The organism is Azospirillum himalayense, assembly GCF_042657465.1.
In the GTDB taxonomy this organism is placed as follows: Bacteria; Pseudomonadota; Alphaproteobacteria; order Azospirillales; family Azospirillaceae; genus Azospirillum; species Azospirillum himalayense.
This window is the reverse complement of the sequence record NZ_JBHSLC010000021.1, coordinates 302,338-317,775: the sequence shown is the minus strand read 5'-3', so window position 1 is coordinate 317,775 and position 15,438 is coordinate 302,338. Positions and strand designations below refer to the sequence as shown.

At 67.4% G+C, this 15,438-nt stretch carries 15 protein-coding genes; 7 read left to right on the top strand and 8 right to left on the bottom strand.

The window, feature by feature from the left end:
* Positions 1-45 precede the first annotated feature (45 nt).
* On the top strand, positions 46-1,485 hold the full coding sequence (locus ACFPMG_RS13410; RefSeq protein WP_376995603.1) for a DHA2 family efflux MFS transporter permease subunit: 1,440 nt from the start codon (positions 46-48) through the stop codon (positions 1,483-1,485).
* A gap of 31 nt (positions 1,486-1,516) precedes the next feature.
* Here ACFPMG_RS13410 and ACFPMG_RS13405 read toward each other — a convergent pair whose 3' ends face one another.
* A complete protein-coding gene (locus ACFPMG_RS13405; protein WP_376995602.1) occupies positions 1,517-1,762 on the bottom strand; it encodes a hypothetical protein in 246 nt (81 codons plus the stop codon).
* Positions 1,763-2,185: 423 nt separating this feature from the next.
* On the opposite strand from ACFPMG_RS13405, the gene ACFPMG_RS13400 reads away from it, so the two are divergent.
* On the top strand, positions 2,186-3,076 hold the full coding sequence (locus tag ACFPMG_RS13400) for a LysR family transcriptional regulator (protein ID WP_376995718.1): 891 nt from the start codon (positions 2,186-2,188) through the stop codon (positions 3,074-3,076).
* Positions 3,077-3,549: 473 nt separating this feature from the next.
* Here the strand turns inward: ACFPMG_RS13400 and ACFPMG_RS13395 are convergent, their stop codons facing one another.
* From ACFPMG_RS13395 to ACFPMG_RS13380, 4 genes are all read right to left on the bottom strand, one after another.
* Complete coding sequence (locus ACFPMG_RS13395; protein ID WP_376995601.1) at positions 3,550-3,885, bottom strand: hypothetical protein; 336 nt, start codon at positions 3,883-3,885, stop codon at positions 3,550-3,552.
* 154 nt (positions 3,886-4,039) lie between these two features.
* Positions 4,040-4,597, bottom strand: coding sequence for an outer membrane lipoprotein (locus tag ACFPMG_RS13390; protein ID WP_376995600.1), 558 nt, complete (start codon positions 4,595-4,597; stop codon positions 4,040-4,042).
* Positions 4,598-4,755: 158 nt separating this feature from the next.
* The gene (locus tag ACFPMG_RS13385; RefSeq protein WP_376995599.1) at positions 4,756-5,160 is read right to left on the bottom strand and encodes a hypothetical protein; all 405 of its coding nucleotides are present in this window, start codon (positions 5,158-5,160) and stop codon (positions 4,756-4,758) included.
* 109 nt (positions 5,161-5,269) lie between these two features.
* Positions 5,270-6,109 carry a universal stress protein gene (locus ACFPMG_RS13380; protein ID WP_376995597.1) on the bottom strand — a complete coding sequence of 280 codons (840 nt, stop codon included), beginning with the start codon at positions 6,107-6,109 and terminating at the stop codon, positions 5,270-5,272.
* Positions 6,110-6,568: 459 nt separating this feature from the next.
* Between ACFPMG_RS13380 and ACFPMG_RS13375 the strand changes: the two genes are divergently transcribed.
* Complete coding sequence (locus tag ACFPMG_RS13375) at positions 6,569-8,317, top strand: putative bifunctional diguanylate cyclase/phosphodiesterase (protein ID WP_376995596.1); 1,749 nt, start codon at positions 6,569-6,571, stop codon at positions 8,315-8,317.
* 33 nt (positions 8,318-8,350) lie between these two features.
* Here ACFPMG_RS13375 and ACFPMG_RS13370 read toward each other — a convergent pair whose 3' ends face one another.
* On the bottom strand, positions 8,351-8,986 hold the full coding sequence (locus ACFPMG_RS13370; protein WP_376995595.1) for a glutathione S-transferase family protein: 636 nt from the start codon (positions 8,984-8,986) through the stop codon (positions 8,351-8,353).
* A gap of 207 nt (positions 8,987-9,193) precedes the next feature.
* Here ACFPMG_RS13370 and ACFPMG_RS13365 point away from each other — a divergent pair, with 207 nt between their 5' ends.
* Positions 9,194-10,594, top strand: coding sequence for an aspartate aminotransferase family protein (locus tag ACFPMG_RS13365; RefSeq protein ID WP_376995594.1), 1,401 nt, complete (start codon positions 9,194-9,196; stop codon positions 10,592-10,594).
* A 73-nt stretch (positions 10,595-10,667) separates the two neighbouring features.
* Here ACFPMG_RS13365 and ACFPMG_RS13360 read toward each other — a convergent pair whose 3' ends face one another.
* On the bottom strand, positions 10,668-10,907 hold the full coding sequence (locus tag ACFPMG_RS13360) for a hypothetical protein (protein ID WP_376995593.1): 240 nt from the start codon (positions 10,905-10,907) through the stop codon (positions 10,668-10,670).
* A 630-nt stretch (positions 10,908-11,537) separates the two neighbouring features.
* On the opposite strand from ACFPMG_RS13360, the gene hemA reads away from it, so the two are divergent.
* The 3 genes from hemA to ACFPMG_RS13345 all read left to right on the top strand — a co-directional run bounded on the left by hemA (position 11,538) and on the right by ACFPMG_RS13345 (position 14,364).
* Positions 11,538-12,752, top strand: a complete 1,215-nt coding sequence (gene hemA, locus ACFPMG_RS13355; RefSeq protein ID WP_376995592.1) for a 5-aminolevulinate synthase — start codon at positions 11,538-11,540, stop codon at positions 12,750-12,752.
* A gap of 177 nt (positions 12,753-12,929) precedes the next feature.
* On the top strand, positions 12,930-13,475 hold the full coding sequence (locus ACFPMG_RS13350; protein WP_376995591.1) for a hypothetical protein: 546 nt from the start codon (positions 12,930-12,932) through the stop codon (positions 13,473-13,475).
* A gap of 112 nt (positions 13,476-13,587) precedes the next feature.
* Positions 13,588-14,364, top strand: a complete 777-nt coding sequence (locus ACFPMG_RS13345) for an Hpt domain-containing protein (RefSeq protein ID WP_376995590.1) — start codon at positions 13,588-13,590, stop codon at positions 14,362-14,364.
* Positions 14,365-14,581: 217 nt separating this feature from the next.
* Here the strand turns inward: ACFPMG_RS13345 and ACFPMG_RS13340 are convergent, their stop codons facing one another.
* Entirely contained in the window at positions 14,582-15,319 is a 738-nt protein-coding gene (locus tag ACFPMG_RS13340; RefSeq protein WP_014239345.1) for an SDR family NAD(P)-dependent oxidoreductase, read from the bottom strand.
* Between the last annotated feature and the right edge of the window lie 119 nt (positions 15,320-15,438).

Here is a 15,438-nt window from a genome sequence, read left to right as displayed (position 1 = left end):
GTTGTACCCCCGCCCCACCGCCCCATCCCCGCCATGCCTTCCGCCATGCCCCGCGCCACCCGCTTCATTCCCTTCATCATCGCCTGCGCCCTCTTCATGGAGAATCTGGACGCGACGGTGATCGCCACCGCGCTGCCGGAGATCGCGCGGTCGATGGGCGAGGATCCGCTGCGCCTCAGCCTCGCCATGACCTCCTACATGCTGGCGCTGGCGGTGTTCCTGCCGGTCAGCGGCTGGATGGCCGACCGCTACGGCACGCGGACGGTCTTCGCGGCGGCCATCGGGGTGTTCACCGTCGGCTCGATCCTCTGCGGCCAGTCGGACGGGCTGTACGAGCTGGTGGGCGCGCGCATCGTCCAGGGGCTGGGCGGGGCGATGATGGTGCCGGTCGGGCGGCTGATCCTGCTGAAAACGGTGCCCAAGGAGAAGCTGGTCGCCGCCATGGCCCAGATGACCCTGCCGGCGCTGATCGGCCCGGCGCTGGGGCCGCTGGTCGGCGGCTTCATCGCCACCTACGCCTCCTGGCGCTGGATCTTCTACATCAACGTGCCGATCGGGCTGATCGGGATCGCGCTGGTGCTGACCCTGATCCCCAACGTGCGGGAGACCGAGCGCGACCCCTTCGACAGCCGCGGCTTCACGCTGAGCGCGCTTGCCCTGGCCGCGCTGATGTTCGGGCTGGAGAATGTGGGGCGCGGGGTGCTGCCGCCCGCCGCGGTGGCCGGGGTGCTGGGGCTGGGCTTCGCCGCCGCCTGGCTCTATCTGCGCCACGCCCGCGGGATGGAGCGGCCGGTGCTCGACCCCTCGCTGCTGCGCCTGCCGACCTACTTCGCCTCGGTCATGGGCGGCACGCTGTTCCGCATCGGCATCGGCGCCGTGCCCTTCCTGATGCCGCTGATGCTCCAGGTCGGCTTCGGGCGCACGCCCTTCGAGTCCGGGGCGCTGACCTTCGCCGGGGCCGCCGGGGCGCTGACCATGAAGGCGTTGGCCGGGCCGATCCTGCGCCGGCTGGGCTTCCGCCGGGTGCTGACCGCCAACGCTCTGCTCAGCGGCCTGATCCTGGCGAGCTACGCCGCCTTCCGGCCCGAGACGGCGCACTGGGTCATCCTGGGCGCGCTGCTGATGGGCGGCTTCTTCCGCTCGCTGCAGTTCACCGGGCTGAACAGCCTGGCCTACGCCGAGGTGCCCAAGGAGTGCCTGAGCCGCGCCAACACGCTGGCCAGCGTGATGCAGCAGGTCTCGCTCAGCCTGGGCGTCGCGGTCGGGGCGACGGTGCTGCACCTGACGCAGAGCGTCACCGGCGGCCCCGGCGCCGCGCTGACGCCCACCGACTTCGTGCCGGCCTTCCTGACGGTCGGCGGGATGGCCTGCGTCTCGGCCCTGTTCTTCCTGCGGCTGCCGCCCGACGCCGGCGCCGAGATCAGCGGCCACCGCGCCCGCGCGCGGGCCAAGGAGCCGCCGCGCGCGCTGGAAGCGGCCGACTGAGCCCCAACCGGATCAACTGCGGCCGGCCGGATCAGCGGTCTTCCCAGTCCGGTTCATCGGCCTTGAGAAGCTCCACGAGCCGGGCGACCCGGCCCGAGGGGGGATGCTGCGTCGCCTCCCCCATGTAGTCGTCGGCGCCGGTCCAGCTGGTGGCCTCCATCAATTCGGCGGGCGTTGCGCCCGTGCCGATGATGGTGGCGATGCGCATGTCGTCCAGGCGCCCGCAGATGTCGACCACCTGATCGCGGGTGAGCGCCGGCTGATGCTGATCGGGCATTCGGAACCCCTCCTTCCCAAATCCGCGTCACCCCCGATTAGCCGCCTGTCTGCGATCCGCCGCAACCGCGCAAGGGTGGAAGCCCCGCCACAACAAGGAGGAGGCGCCTTCCCAGGGTTCGCTGGCCCGAGTCTCCCAATCCTGCGCCGGGTCTCGATTGTCGTCCGAGCAAATCCAGAGCAGCGACGTCGTCCTTCGGTTGCGGGAACGGCAAAAATCCCACAATGCGGGATAAACAAATGTGCGCTCTTCGCAGCACAACGGAAAATTCTTACCAAGCTTGGCTCTTTTTCGTGCGGTGAGCCTTTGGTTGGGGGTGCGTTCGCCGCGCGTTCCCGGTATAAATGAGCATGGCGGCTATGCGCCGTCTTCAAGAATGAACGGGAGGCTCCCCGCCAGGGCGCGGGCAGCAAGACAGGCATGATGGACTGGGACAAGCTTCGGGTCTTCCACGCCGTGGCCGAGGCTGGAAGTTTCACGCACGCCGGCGAGACGCTGAACCTCAGCCAGTCGGCGGTCAGCCGCCAGATCAGCGCGCTGGAGGAGAGCCTCGGCGTGCCGCTGTTTCACCGGCACGCGCGCGGCCTGATCCTGACCGAGCAGGGCGAGCTTCTGCACCGCACCGCCCGCGACGTCTTCGCCAAGCTGTCGATGACCGAGGCGATGCTGACCGAAAGCCGGGAGCATCCGAAGGGTCCGCTGCGCGTGACCACCACGGTGGCCTTCGGCTCGACATGGCTGACCCCGCGCGTCAACGAGTTCCTGTCGATCTACCCGGACATCCAGCTCACCCTGCTGATCGACGACAACGAGTTGGACCTGGCGATGCGCGAGGCGGACATCGCCATCCGCATGAACACGCCGCGCCAGCCCGACCTGATCCAGCGCCACCTGATGTCGGTGCATTTCCACCTCTACGCCCATCAGGAGTATCTGAAGAAGCGCGGCGTGCCGAAGATCGGCGCCGACCTGGACGGGCACGACATCGTCGCCTATCCGCCGGACGTCCGCGCGCCGATCGCCAACGTCAACTGGATCAACGAGGTGGGCGACCCGGCGCCGGGCGCGCGCAAGCCGATCCTGCAGGTCAACAGCATCTACGCCATGTACCGCGCCGTGGAGAGCGGCTTGGGCATAGCCGCCCTGCCCGATTTCCTGGTGGACGGCAGCAAGGAGTTGACACGCGTCCTGCCGGACGTGGACGGCCCGAAGGTCGACGCCTACTTCGTCTATGCCGAGGAACTGCGCCACTCCAAGCGCATCGCGGTGTTCCGTGATTTCCTGGTCAAGAAGGTGGCGGAGTCGGCCTTCTGACCCAGCCCAGTCGTTGTGCAGGCAAGGTGTTTGCCTGTTTTTGATGCAAAGGCGCCCGTCCAGCCATGCCGGGCGCCTCTCTTTTTGTACGGATTGTACCGAAACTCGCCCCGCATCTTTGCAATACGGTTGCCGTTTTCCGGGCGAGGCCACCTGCCCTTCAGCACCATACGCATCCGCACGCCAATTTCTCACGCTCCTTCAATCCCTTACAAGCTATGCGGTTCTCGCATGGCCGAATTGGATATTTGGGGATGGAATCCTTTGGGCAGAATGGTCAAATCTTGGGCGTTGGATGTTGCGCCGCAGCATCCGGCGTTTCGTCCCGGAAGCCCGCTTCCGGGGTTGGGTCCTCGGACCCAGCGTCTCCCAGACGTGAAGCCTCCCTGTTCAACTCGCCGCTAGCCCAATGGGTTAGCGGCAGTTTTTTTTGTCCAGGGGCAGTCGTGATCCATCCGGGAGCGGTCGGCGCGTCATCGGGCGCTGGGCAACCGGGCGCCCTCGCGCGCATAGATCTGGCGCGGTGCGCAAAATTCGTCGAGTTGCACCACCACGGCTCCGGGCTGGCTGTTCAAGCCCACCCATGCATCGTAGCCGACGATGTCTCCCGGTATGTTGCGATACAGGCCATAGGCGAGATAGCGGACATCGGACACCGGTATCCGCACCCCGGCCAGGGACGAGGCGACGGCCTCGTTGCAGGGGCTCGGGCTCAGCCGGTCCAGGGCGTCCACCGCGCCGGGCTCGGGAGCGGCCTGCGGCGGCGGGCTCAGCCCGGTGCAGGCGGCCACGAGGACCGCCGACGCCATGGCCCCACTCCGCAGGACCGTTCGGAGACACGCCGCCTTTTTCAATGTTCCGCCCGGCATCGGACCATCCTCCCACACACCGCTCCCTCGTTCCCTCGGGTCAACAGGCGGGAGGAGGTCCTGTGCCGGGGCGTCGGCCGACGACCGCTCGGCCTCAATCCACCACTTTGATGCCCTTCGGGCGGCTCGTTTCGGTCGGCAGATGGTCGGCGGACAGGACGCGCTGGTAGGTACCGTTCGTCTGCACCATCACGCGCTGTCCGGGGGCGAAGACCGGCTCGTTGGCCGCCTGCTCCTGCACGATGGTGATCGTGCGGCCAGTGGCCAGCGTCACCACATACTCGATCCCCATGCGATCCGAAATCGCCTGCTCCGCCACGGCACCGGCCACGGCGCCCACCAGCGCGCCGCCCAGGATCGCCGCCACGTTGCCGGAGCCCTGGCCGACGTTGGACATCGCCAACCCGCCCGCGGTCGCGCCGACCAGCCCGCCTGCCCCCGTGTTCTGACCCTGGATGTCCACCGGACGGCTCGCCATCACGGTGCCGAAATCGACCGAGGTCGCGTGGCCGACATCCCGGTAGCTGTAGCGGTTCTGGCTCTGGCTGGCGCAGGCGCCGAGCGACAGGGCCACCACCCCCAGCACCGCCGCGGCCAGGCCGCGCTTCGTAGTCCGTCGAACGTTCGTGTCTTGATTGGAAAAGGACATCATACCCTCATGCACGCACTGCGCGGCGCTCGAAGCCAAGCGCCACCACGGCGAGCATGGCCGGGCAACGGGATGATGTCCATGCGAGAATGCGTCGCTTCGGTGCCGATGACGGGAAACCCGCCCCTTCCTGACAGACCGGCGTCAACCGGACCGGGCCGTCACCAGCCCCGGCCCGCGGACCAGCCGCCGTAGAATTGCACGCTCGGCCCCGGATAGGGGCGCGGCCCCCAATCGTTCCGCCATCCGCGATGGTGATGATGACGGGGCGGCGGCCCCCAATAGGGGGGCGGGGCGACCACGATCGGCGGCGGCGGGCGGTAACCGGGCACGACGATCACCCGGCTTCCCGGCGGCGGCACGATCACAGAGGGCCCGCCATAGGGAGGACCGCCATACCAGGATCCGCGGTTGCGCGGGCCGTGCGCGTCCGCCGCCGTTGGCAGAACGGCCAACGCCAACGCCCCGGCGATGCCCAGCACCGCCATGCGAGCCGCCGGACGAAACACCGCGGCGACGCCCGAAGGAAAAATGCGGTGGAGGAACGTGGAAATCAGCGCGCTCATGCCGGCCATCCTTCGCGGGTCCGGCGGCGCCCGTCGACCGAAGTCCGGCGCCGCCACACTGGGATGAACAGGCGGTCCCGCCGGACTATTCCCGGACGACCGAATGGCCTCAATGGCTCATCAGGACCGGAACCGTCATGTGCTCCAGCATGTAGCGGGTCATGCCGCCCAGCACCTGCTCGCGCAGCCGCGACCGCCCATAGGCGCCCATGATCAGCAGATCGCAGGACTCGTCGGCAACCGTGTTCAGCAGCGTGTCGCCCGGATCGATCTGGTCGGTCACGATATGGGTGGCCTCCACCCGGCAGCCGTGGCGCGACAGGTGTTTGGCGATGTCCGCACCCGGCTCGTCGCCGATGCCGGCGGGGCCGGGCTTGGGGTTGACGGCCATCACCACCACGCGCTTGGCGGCGGTCAGGATGGGCATGGCGTCGGCCACCGCGCGGGCCGCCTCGCGGCTGCCGTTCCAGGCGACCAGCACGCGCTCCCCGATGTGGGGGAAGCTGCCGGCGTAGGGCACGACCAGCAGCGGGCGTCCGCATTCGAACACCAGATCCTGCGGCAGCGCGACCGGACGGTCACGGTCGCGGCGCGGATCCGCCTGCCCGACCACCACCACGTCGGCGTAGCGTCCATGCAGGGCCGCGCTGTCCGTCGGATGCCCATAGAGCACCCGCCACTCCGAGCGGTCGGTCAGGCCGTTGCGGCGCACCGCGTCGGCGAACAGGGCCTCCGCCTTGGCGGTCATGCCTTCGGTGAAGCCACGCTGCATGGCGCGCACCTCGTCCGGCAGCTCGGCCTCGACATAGCCCGGCAGGGTCAGTGGAACGACCGGGTAGAGGCCGGTGATGTGGCCGTCGGCGCGCGCGGCCAGTTGGGCGGCGGCATCGATTCGCGCCGCTGCGGCGGCGGTGTCGTCGACGACCACCAGCAGATCCTTGAGTGCCATGGCGATTCTCCCTCGCTCGCGCGGGTGGGCGATCGTGGTGCACCACCTCTTCTCGCGCATTGGTCGAAATTATAGCCCGGTGCGAGCGGTTCTGACGACGGTCAGAATGGAGAACGCTGGCATGCCGCATCTGCGCGCCCGTCCGGTCCGGTTGCCGGCCTACGATTCAGCCGCCAATGGCCCACGGCGACGTCGGCAACCTGTCGTGGTTCGCCGTGGATTGGCACACGACCCGCCGCCCCGGCACACCGCCGATGCTACAAATCCAATCAACTTCCATCAAAACATCAACCGTGATTTGCACGAATACCCGAGTATGATGGTTGGCCCGATCGTTCGGCAATTATAGTGCGGCGATGCTTTCCACCATCTTCGGCGGCTTTGGTTTTGACGGGCAGGCATTCTTTCGCGTAAGTGTTGATCGTGGTTTTCCCAACGGTGTCTCGACCATTCCCGCCCATGAAGCCGGACCCTCATCTCGCCTCGCTTGCCGCAGCCCTGTCCGGCACCGCTTCCGGGGCTCCGGCGCTCGACACCCTGCGGCAACTTCTCGACGTCATGCCGGCGATGGTCGGCCTGCTCGACACGCAGCGGCGGCACCTCTACGCCAACCAGGCGTATCTGGACTATATGGGCCGCACGCTGGACGCCCTCATCGGGACCACGGTGGGCGACATCCTCGGGCCGGAGACCCAGCGCAACAACAGCGCCGCGGTTGAACGCGCGCTCGACGGCGAGACGGTGCAGGTGGAGGGCTGGCTTCCCCGGTCCAACGGCGGCAACGATTATGTGATGCGGGTGCACGCGCCCTACCGCGACCCGGACGGCTCCATCGCCGGCTATTTCGTCATCATGCAGAACATGACGGAGCGGCGGCGCACCCAGGACGACCTCTTCCGGCTGGCCTATTACGACCCCGTGACCGGGCTGGCGAACCGGCTCCTGCTGGTCAAGCACATGGCCGATTTCCACGCGATGGGGGAACCCTTCACGGTCGTGATCGTGGATTTCGACCGGTTCGTCGACGTGCGCACCAGCCTGGGCCAGGGCTTCGCCAACGAGATCCTGACCGACGTCGCCACGCGGCTGAGCGTGCGGGCCGGGTCGGTCGACCTGATCGCCCGCATCAGCGACCACGCCTTCGCGCTGCTGATCGGCGGCACCCAGGACCCGCTGGCGGTGGAGGAACGTCTGTCCACCATCGCGTCGCTGGTCCGCTCCGCCAAGACGGCGTCGGGCGCTTCGGTCTTCCTGTCGGCCAGCATCGGCGTCGCCGCCTCCTGCGACACCCACACCCGGCCAGAGGACGTGCTGCGCGATGCGGAAATCGCCACCGGCCGCGCCCGCGAGCAGGGCGGCGGGCGCCACGCCTGGTTCGACCCGGCCATGCACGCCCGCGTTGTCGAGCAGGTGCGGCTGGAGCACGACCTGCGCCGCGCGCTGGAGCGCGGCGAGGAGTTGTGGGTCGCCTACCAGCCGATCGTCGAGATGGTCACCGGCGGGCTGGCCGGGTTCGAGGCGCTGGTGCGCTGGAACCATCCGGAGCGCGGCAACATCCCACCCGGCGTCTTCATTCCGATCGCCGAGAGCACCGGCCTGATCGTCACGCTGGGCGCCTGGGTGCTGCGCGAGGCGTGCCGGCAGATCGCCGAATGGCAGGACAAGCGCCTGCCCGGCTCCGCCAACCTGTTCATGAGCATCAACCTGTCCACCCGCCAGCTGAACGACCCCGACATGGTCTCGCTGGTGCGCGACGTGCTGCGCGAGACGGGGGCCGAGCCGTCCTGGATCAAGCTGGAGATCACGGAAAGCGCGGTCATGGAAAAGGCCGAGCAGTCGATCCGCCTGCTGCAGACCCTGCGCGGGCTGGGCATCAAGATGTCCATCGACGACTTCGGCACCGGCTATTCGTCGCTGTCCTACCTGCACAAGCTGCCCATCGACAGCCTGAAGGTGGACCGCTCCTTCGTCATGGCCATGCACCAGTCGGAGGAGAACCGCGCCATCGTCCGCATCATCATGGATCTGGCGCGGCTTCTCGGCTTCGACGTCATCGCCGAGGGCATCGAGACGAGCGCCGACGCCAACCTGCTGCGCGCGCTCGCCTGCGACTATGGGCAGGGCTACCATTTCGCCCGCCCGATGCCCGCCGCCGACGCCGACCGGCTGGTCGGCGCGGAGCATCTGCCCTGGCAGGTGCCGCGCTGAGCGCACACCCCACGTCCACTCAATAATATCCACTCAATAATAAGGGTCGCCAAGCCCTTCGGCCGCGAACGCCGCCTTGACCGCGGGACGGTCCAGCACGCGGGCGAGGTAGGGGCCGAGGTTGGGCAGGCGGCGTGCCGGCGTGCCCATGAAGCGGGTCCAGCGGGCCAGCATGAACAGGTAGGGGTCGACGGCGCTGTAGCGGTCGCCGAGGAACCACGCCTTGTCGCCCAGTTGATGGTCCAGAAGCGTGAAGCGTTCCAGCAGACGCGCCTCGGCCATGGCCTTGACCGAAGCCTGCGCTTCCGCCCCCTCGGCGTGGCGCTCCGGGTAGAAATAGACCAGCATGTCGGCCTGGACGGTGTTGGTCAGGAAGACCAGCCACTGGTAGAAATGCGCGCGTTCCATCGTGCCGGGCGCAGGGGCCAATCCGGCGGCCGGGTGCGAGTCGGCAAGGTGCAGGCAGATCCCCGCCGCCTCGAACAGCACCAGATCGCCGTCGACCAGCGTCGGCACCCGCCCGTTGGGGTTCAGACGCAGATAATCCGGCGCCTTGTGCGCGGCGGTGGCGCGGTCCAGCAGGACCATGTCAAAGGGCAGCCCGATCTCGCGCAGCAGGATGTGCGGCGCCATCGACGCGCTGCTCGGCATTCCATACAAGGTGATCATCGTTCCCCTTTCCTTCCGAAACCCGGAGCCTGTGCAACAGGCCTGGGCGCCATGCAGGATGGGAATGCCCGCCCCACCCCCCGATTCTCCGGCTTTGTCAGGAGGGCCAACCATGCCTATGATCGGGAGCGCCGTTTAACATTTTCAACAGCGGCGAACCAGCATCGGCAACGACCGACTCCGGCAGCGAACACAGGGATAGAGATCATGACCGAACAGGGCGTCGCGGCGACTGATAATTTTGGCGCTGGGAACTCCGCCGCCAGCCGCGACAAGGCGTATTTCCTCCACCCCTACACGAACCTGCACGCGCACGAGACCCAGGGACCGCTGATCATCGAGCGGGGCGAGGGCGTGCGCGTCTTCGACGACAGCGGCAAGGAATACATCGAGGGTCTTGCCAGCCTGTGGTGCGTGTCGCTGGGCTGGGGCGAGGAGCGCCTTGTCGAGGCTGCCACCCGCCAGATGCGCAAGCTGCCGACCTACCATGTGTTCGGCCACAAGAGCCACGAGCCGGGCATCGATCTGGCCGAGCGGCTGATCAAGCTGGCCCCGGTGCCGATGTCCAAGGTGTTCTTCGCCAACTCCGGGTCGGAGGCGAACGACACCGCCGTCAAGCTGGTCTGGTACTACAACAACGCGCTGGGCCGCCCGGAGAAGAAGAAGATCCTGTCGCGCGTGAAGGCCTATCACGGCGTCACCGTGGCAACGGCCAGCCTGACCGGCCTGGTGAACAACCACCGCGATTTCGACCTGCCCATCGCCCGCATCCAGCACACCGACTGCCCGCACCACTACCGCTTCGCCGAGCCGGGCGAGAGCGAGGAGGCCTTCGCGACCCGTCTGGCGGAAAGCCTGGAGGCGCTGATCCTGGCCGAGGGGCCGGACACCATCGCCGCCATATTCGCGGAACCGGTGATGGGCGCCGGCGGCGTCATCGTGCCGCCCGCGACCTACTTCGCGAAGATCCAGCCGATCCTGAAGAAGTACGACATCCTTCTGGTCGCCGACGAGGTGATCTGCGGCTTCGGGCGCACGGGGAATTTCTGGGGCAGCCAGACCATGGGCATGCAGCCGGACATCCTGACCTGCGCCAAGCAGCTGTCCTCCGGCTATCTGCCGATCTCCGCGGTGATGGTGTCGGACGCGGTCTACCGGGCCTGCGTCGAGGAGAGCAAGAAGATCGGCACCTTCGGCCACGGCTACACCTACTCCGCCCATCCGGTGGCGGCGGCGGTCGCGATCGAGACGCTGAAGATCTACGAGGAGCGGGATCTGGTCGGCCATGTCCGCGCCGTCGCCCCGCTGTTCCAGCGCCGACTGAAGGCCCTGGCCGACCACCCGCTGGTCGGCGAGGCGCGCGGCGTCGGGTTGATCGGCGCCCTCGAACTGGTTGCCGACAAGGAGACCAAGACCCCGTTCGATCCGGTGGGACGGGCCGGCGCCGTCGTGAACGGGCTGAGCCAGGAGAACGGCCTGATCATCCGCGCCATGGGCGACAGCGTGGCGGTCTGCCCGCCGCTGGTCATCGGCGAGGAGGACATCAACCTGATGTTCGACCGCCTGACCACGGCGCTGGACGCCGCGATCCCCATCCTGCGCGGCTAACGGCCGAGTCCGCGACGACGAAGGGCCGCCCCGCCATACGGCGCGGGCGGCCCTTTTCATTCGATGAGAGGCGTCAGGACCGGGCCGTGTTGATGACGTGCGACGAGACCGGAACGCCCGCCGCCGCCGCGTCGCGGATCAGCGCGTCGGCGGTCGGCCAGACCATGCGCCCGTCCAACTGCACCAGCGTGTTCTCGCGCACCGCCATGTAACCGCCCACGCTCGCCATGTAGATCAGCCGCGCCAGACGCTCCGGCCGCGGCGCGGGCTCCGCCGGCTGAGCCGCTTCATCGGCGCGGGCCGGGGACGGCACCGCGGGACGCCGCGGCAGGGGTGCCGTTGGGAGGACCGCCGGAGAAACCATCGCAGCGGGGGCCGGACGGAAGGGAATGACCTTGCTCCCGCCGGGACCGATCGCACCACGGCTCGGCTCCGTGCCGGACATTCGCCGGCCACGCGCGCTGTCGAACGTCAGAACGGCATTCATTGCACAACACTCCCCATCAACGGCTTGAGTGAACCCTCTCACTTCTCCCCTGTTAGCGTCCATACGACCTTGTTCGTAAAAGAACACGACAAAGGTATTCGGCGCAATCGGACAGCAAACGGCCGGCTTATTGCTGTCCGTTATACATTGCGAACATTCAAAAAGACTTGGGATCACCAACGGAACAGCGAAGCGAAAGGGTGTTTCCCGGCCTCGGCAACGGCATGACGGGTCCCGGACATGAGACGCTTCGCCACAGCGATCATCCATAGGTCGAATGGTCCCGCGGCGCCGGATCGGCGAGAATTGGCACTTCACAGGACAGACCTTTTGACCTCGGTCAATGCCGGGTGGCAACACGGCAACGATCATGCCATCTTCCTAACGTGCTAGGCCCGGTGGCTGGACCGCCCGGACGGCACCCGCCCCTTCGGATGAATGCGAACGGAACGCGCGATGGATTACGAGAGCTTTTTCCGCACCCAGATCGCCAGCCTGAAACAGGATGGCCGCTACCGGGTCTTCGCCAACCTCGAACGGCACGCGGGGAACTTTCCGAAAGCCACCTTCCGCGACGCTGCCGGGAAGGAGCGGGAGGTCACCGTCTGGTGCTCCAACGACTATCTGGGCATGGGCCAGAACCCGGTCGTCCTGAAGGCGATGCACGACGCCGTCGACGGCGTGGGTGCGGGCGCCGGCGGCACGCGCAACATCTCCGGCACCAACATCTACCACGTGCTGCTGGAGCGCGAGCTGGCCGACCTTCACCAGAAGGAGGCGGCGCTGCTCTTCACCTCCGGCTACGTGTCCAACGACGCGACGCTGGGGACGCTGGGCAAGCTGCTGCCCAACTGCGTGATCCTGTCGGACGCGCTGAACCACAATTCGATGATCACCGGCATCCGCAACAGCGGCGCCGAGAAGCACATCTTCCGCCACAACGACCCCAAGCACCTGGACGAGCTGCTGTCGCAGATCGCCCCGGACCGCCCGAAGGTCGTGGCCTTCGAGAGCGTCTATTCCATGGACGGCGACGTCGCCCCGATCCATGACCTGTGCGACGTCGCCGACAAGCACGGCGCCATGACCTATCTGGACGAGGTGCACGCGGTCGGCATGTACGGCCCGCGCGGCGGCGGCGTGGCGGAGCGCGACGGCGCCATGGACCGGCTGACCATCATCGAGGGCACGCTGGGCAAGGCGTTCGGCGTCCAGGGCGGCTACATCACCGGCTCCACCGCGCTGGTCGACTGCATCCGCAGCTTCGCCGCCGGCTTCATCTTCTCCACCTCCCTGTCGCCGGTCCTGGCCGCCGGGGCGCTGGCCAGCATCCGCTACCTGAAGACCAGCCAGACGGAGCGCGACCGGCACCAGGAGCGTGCGGCGACCCTGAAGCGCCTGATGGCCGAGGCCGGTCTGCCGGTGATGCCGTCGGCCAGCCACATCGTTCCGGTGATGGTCGGCGACGCCCACCGCTGCAAGCGCGCCTCGGACGAGCTGATGGAACGCCACGACATCTACGTCCAGCCGATCAACTACCCGACCGTGCCGCGCGGCGGCGAGCGCCTGCGCTTCACCCCCACCCCGCTGCACAGCGACGCCGAGATGGCGCGCCTCGTCGACGCCCTGCTCGACGTGTGGAGCCGCCTGGATCTGCGCCTGGCGGCGTAACCCCTCCCCCCTCCTCTGAGCCCCGCCCGCGCGGGGGAGGGGATTCGGTGATCTCCCAGCGATAACGGCATCGGCGCTCTGGACTTGTGGGCCGGAGCGCCTTACCTTGAGACGTTGCTGAGAACGTTTCGCAACGTTCGGCCCGCAACCGTCAACGCCACCGCCCAGGGGTTCGCCATGTACCGTGACAACTCGCTGATGCCGAAGGAGGCCGTGCGCCTCGCCGTCCTGGGCACGCTGATCCAGAATGGGCCGCAGCGTTACGCCGAACTGGCCGGCGCGCTCCGCCATTTCCTCGACCGCATCGTCGGCCCGTCGCTCGACCTCATGGGCACGTCGCTGGAGATGCTGCGCTACGAGGGGCTGATCGAGGCGCTGGACGGCACCGGGATGGAGGACAACGCCCTGCTCGGCCCGACCGAGGCCGGACGGGCGGAGTTCGACACGCTGATGCGCGCCAACGTGCGGGCCCCCTCGGCGGACGGGCTGAACAAGCTGGTCATCGCGCTGAAGCTGCGCTTCCTGCACTTGCTGGACGTCGAGTCGCAGCGCGACCAGATCGACCACCTCGCCTCCCTGTGCGAGACGGAGCTGGCGCGTCTGGGCGATCTGAAGCGGGCGAGTGCGGGAACCGACGGCCATTTCGCCGATTGGCTGGAGCACGACATTGCCCAGGCCGAGGAACGGCTGAACTGGTTCAACAATCTCCTGTCCCGGTTGTGATTGGCGCGGCGTTTTAGCCGCCTTCCATGCGGGAGTTTGTTTCGCGTTAGGGTTCTGGTGTAACTTTCGAGGCCATAATGCCTAACCCGAAAGCATAGTCAGGACCCCCGCCATGGCCTCCAACCTGTCGCCCGACGATCTTGAAGACCGCCTGCGCGTCGAATTCATGGACGACGCCCGCGACCGGCTGGAGGTGATGAACGCCGCCCTGGAAGGCGTGGCCAAGGGCACGCGGGAGGAAACCGCGGTCATTGGCGTGCTCCGCCTGGAAGCCCACAATTTCAAGGGCATGGGCACCAGCTTCGGCTACCCCACCGTCAGCCTCGTCGCGCACCGCCTGGAAGAGTATCTGTCCGGCCTGAAGCGGCTGGAGGCCCGGGAGCTGAACGACGCGCAGACCTTCGTGGACCGGATCGCCGAGCTGGTGGACCGCGCCGAGCAGCCGCAGGTTGCGGAAACGAACCGGATCATCCGCGCGCTGCCGGTGCGTTACCAGTTCGAGATCACCGACATCCAGATCAGCAACGTCGAGATCATGCTGGTCACCCCGTCCAAGGTCGTCGCCAAGAAGCTGGGCAGTGAACTGGCGGCCTGCGGCTTCCGCACCGTGACGGTCAGCGATCCCATCGAGTCGATCAGCCTCGCCGTGCGCGTCCCGCCGGACATGCTGATCGCGTCGATGGTGATGGACGGCCTGTCCGGCCTGGACCTGATCCGCGGCCTGCGCGCGATGAGCGTCACGCACAACGTGCCGATGGCGCTGCTGACCTCGATGAGCCTGGACAATCCGGCCCTGAAGGAAATCCCGCACGGCGTCTCGGTCATACGCGTCGGCGAGCATTTCGGGGACGACTTCGCGGCGGTGGTGGCAAAGCACAACCTCGGCTGAGGTCCAAGAGTCTTGCGGGCAAAATGACGTCACGGATTTCGCGGATTTGAAGCACGGATTTCGCGGATTTTTCTTTGATCTTGCTCAGCAGAAGCTTCTCGAAAAGCCCTTGCTGAGCAAGGATTAGAAAAAATCCGTGTAATCCGTGACAAGATCCGCGAAATCCGTGTGAATCTTGTGTCCCCAACGCACCTTTCCCAACGCGCAACCACCCGCATCAATACAGGTGCTGCCCGCCGGTGATGAACATCTCCGTTCCAGTGACGTAGCCCGAGTCGGGGCCGCACAGATAGAAGATCACCGCCGCCACATCCTCCGGCGTGCCCATGCGCTTCAGCGGGATGCGCGGGATCAGCACGTCGTATTCGGGGCCGGTCATGGCGGTCTCGATCTCGCCCGGCGCCACGGCGTTGACTCGCACGCCGATCTCGGCGAACTCCACGGCCATCTCGCGGGTCAGGCCGGACAGCGCCGCCTTGGAGGTCGAATAGGCCGACCCGGCGAAGGGGTGCACCGAATGGCCGGCGATCGAGGTCACGTTGACGATCGCCCCCTTCGCCCGCGACAGCGGCGCCGCGAAGCCGCGGGCCAGCACCAGCGGGGCAAAGAAATTCAGCTCGAACACCCGGTGCCAGCCTTCGATGGCTCCGTTCAGGCAGCCGAGACGCTCCTTGATCGGCGTCTTGGGCGAGATGCCGGCGTTGTTGATCAACGCATGCAGCGGCGCCCCGTCCAGCGCACGGTTGGCTTCCTCCAGGAAGCGGGCGCGACTGTCCGGATCGGACAGGTCCGTCGGGATGTGGTGGGTCCAGTTCGGATCGCGCCGGCAATGGTCCGGCACCTCCTCGCGGGAACAGGAAATGACCCGCCAGCCCTCGGCGCTGAAGCGCTGCACGGTGGCGTGGCCGATGCCCCGGCTCGCGCCGGTCAGAATGACGGTTTTACGGTGCGGCATGATGTCCGAGGATACCCCGCTTCGCCGCACCGCGCCAGCGCGGCCGTTGCCGGTCAGACCATGCACCGTTGACGGGCGCCCTCCACCGCCCAACCTTCAGCCTGAGTCCAACCGTTTCA

Bases quoted from the DNA above. Each gene is read 5' to 3' on its own strand.
- ACFPMG_RS13400 (WP_376995718.1), top strand. From the start codon at position 2,186: ATGGACTGGGACAAGCTTCGGGTCTTCCACGCCGTGGCCGAGGCTGGA.
- ACFPMG_RS13410 (WP_376995603.1), top strand. From the start codon at position 46: ATGCCCCGCGCCACCCGCTTCATTCCCTTCATCATCGCCTGCGCCCTC.
- ACFPMG_RS13395 (WP_376995601.1), bottom strand. From the start codon at position 3,885: ATGGCGTCGGCGGTCCTCGTGGCCGCCTGCACCGGGCTGAGCCCGCCG.
- ACFPMG_RS13365 (WP_376995594.1), top strand. From the start codon at position 9,194: ATGACCGAACAGGGCGTCGCGGCGACTGATAATTTTGGCGCTGGGAAC.
- ACFPMG_RS13370 (WP_376995595.1), bottom strand. From the start codon at position 8,986: ATGATCACCTTGTATGGAATGCCGAGCAGCGCGTCGATGGCGCCGCAC.
- ACFPMG_RS13345 (WP_376995590.1), top strand. From the start codon at position 13,588: ATGGCCTCCAACCTGTCGCCCGACGATCTTGAAGACCGCCTGCGCGTC.
- ACFPMG_RS13350 (WP_376995591.1), top strand. From the start codon at position 12,930: ATGTACCGTGACAACTCGCTGATGCCGAAGGAGGCCGTGCGCCTCGCC.
- ACFPMG_RS13340 (WP_014239345.1), bottom strand. From the start codon at position 15,319: ATGCCGCACCGTAAAACCGTCATTCTGACCGGCGCGAGCCGGGGCATC.
- ACFPMG_RS13390 (WP_376995600.1), bottom strand. From the start codon at position 4,597: ATGATGTCCTTTTCCAATCAAGACACGAACGTTCGACGGACTACGAAG.
- ACFPMG_RS13385 (WP_376995599.1), bottom strand. From the start codon at position 5,160: ATGAGCGCGCTGATTTCCACGTTCCTCCACCGCATTTTTCCTTCGGGC.
- hemA (WP_376995592.1), top strand. From the start codon at position 11,538: ATGGATTACGAGAGCTTTTTCCGCACCCAGATCGCCAGCCTGAAACAG.
- ACFPMG_RS13375 (WP_376995596.1), top strand. From the start codon at position 6,569: ATGAAGCCGGACCCTCATCTCGCCTCGCTTGCCGCAGCCCTGTCCGGC.
- ACFPMG_RS13380 (WP_376995597.1), bottom strand. From the start codon at position 6,109: ATGGCACTCAAGGATCTGCTGGTGGTCGTCGACGACACCGCCGCCGCA.
- ACFPMG_RS13405 (WP_376995602.1), bottom strand. From the start codon at position 1,762: ATGCCCGATCAGCATCAGCCGGCGCTCACCCGCGATCAGGTGGTCGAC.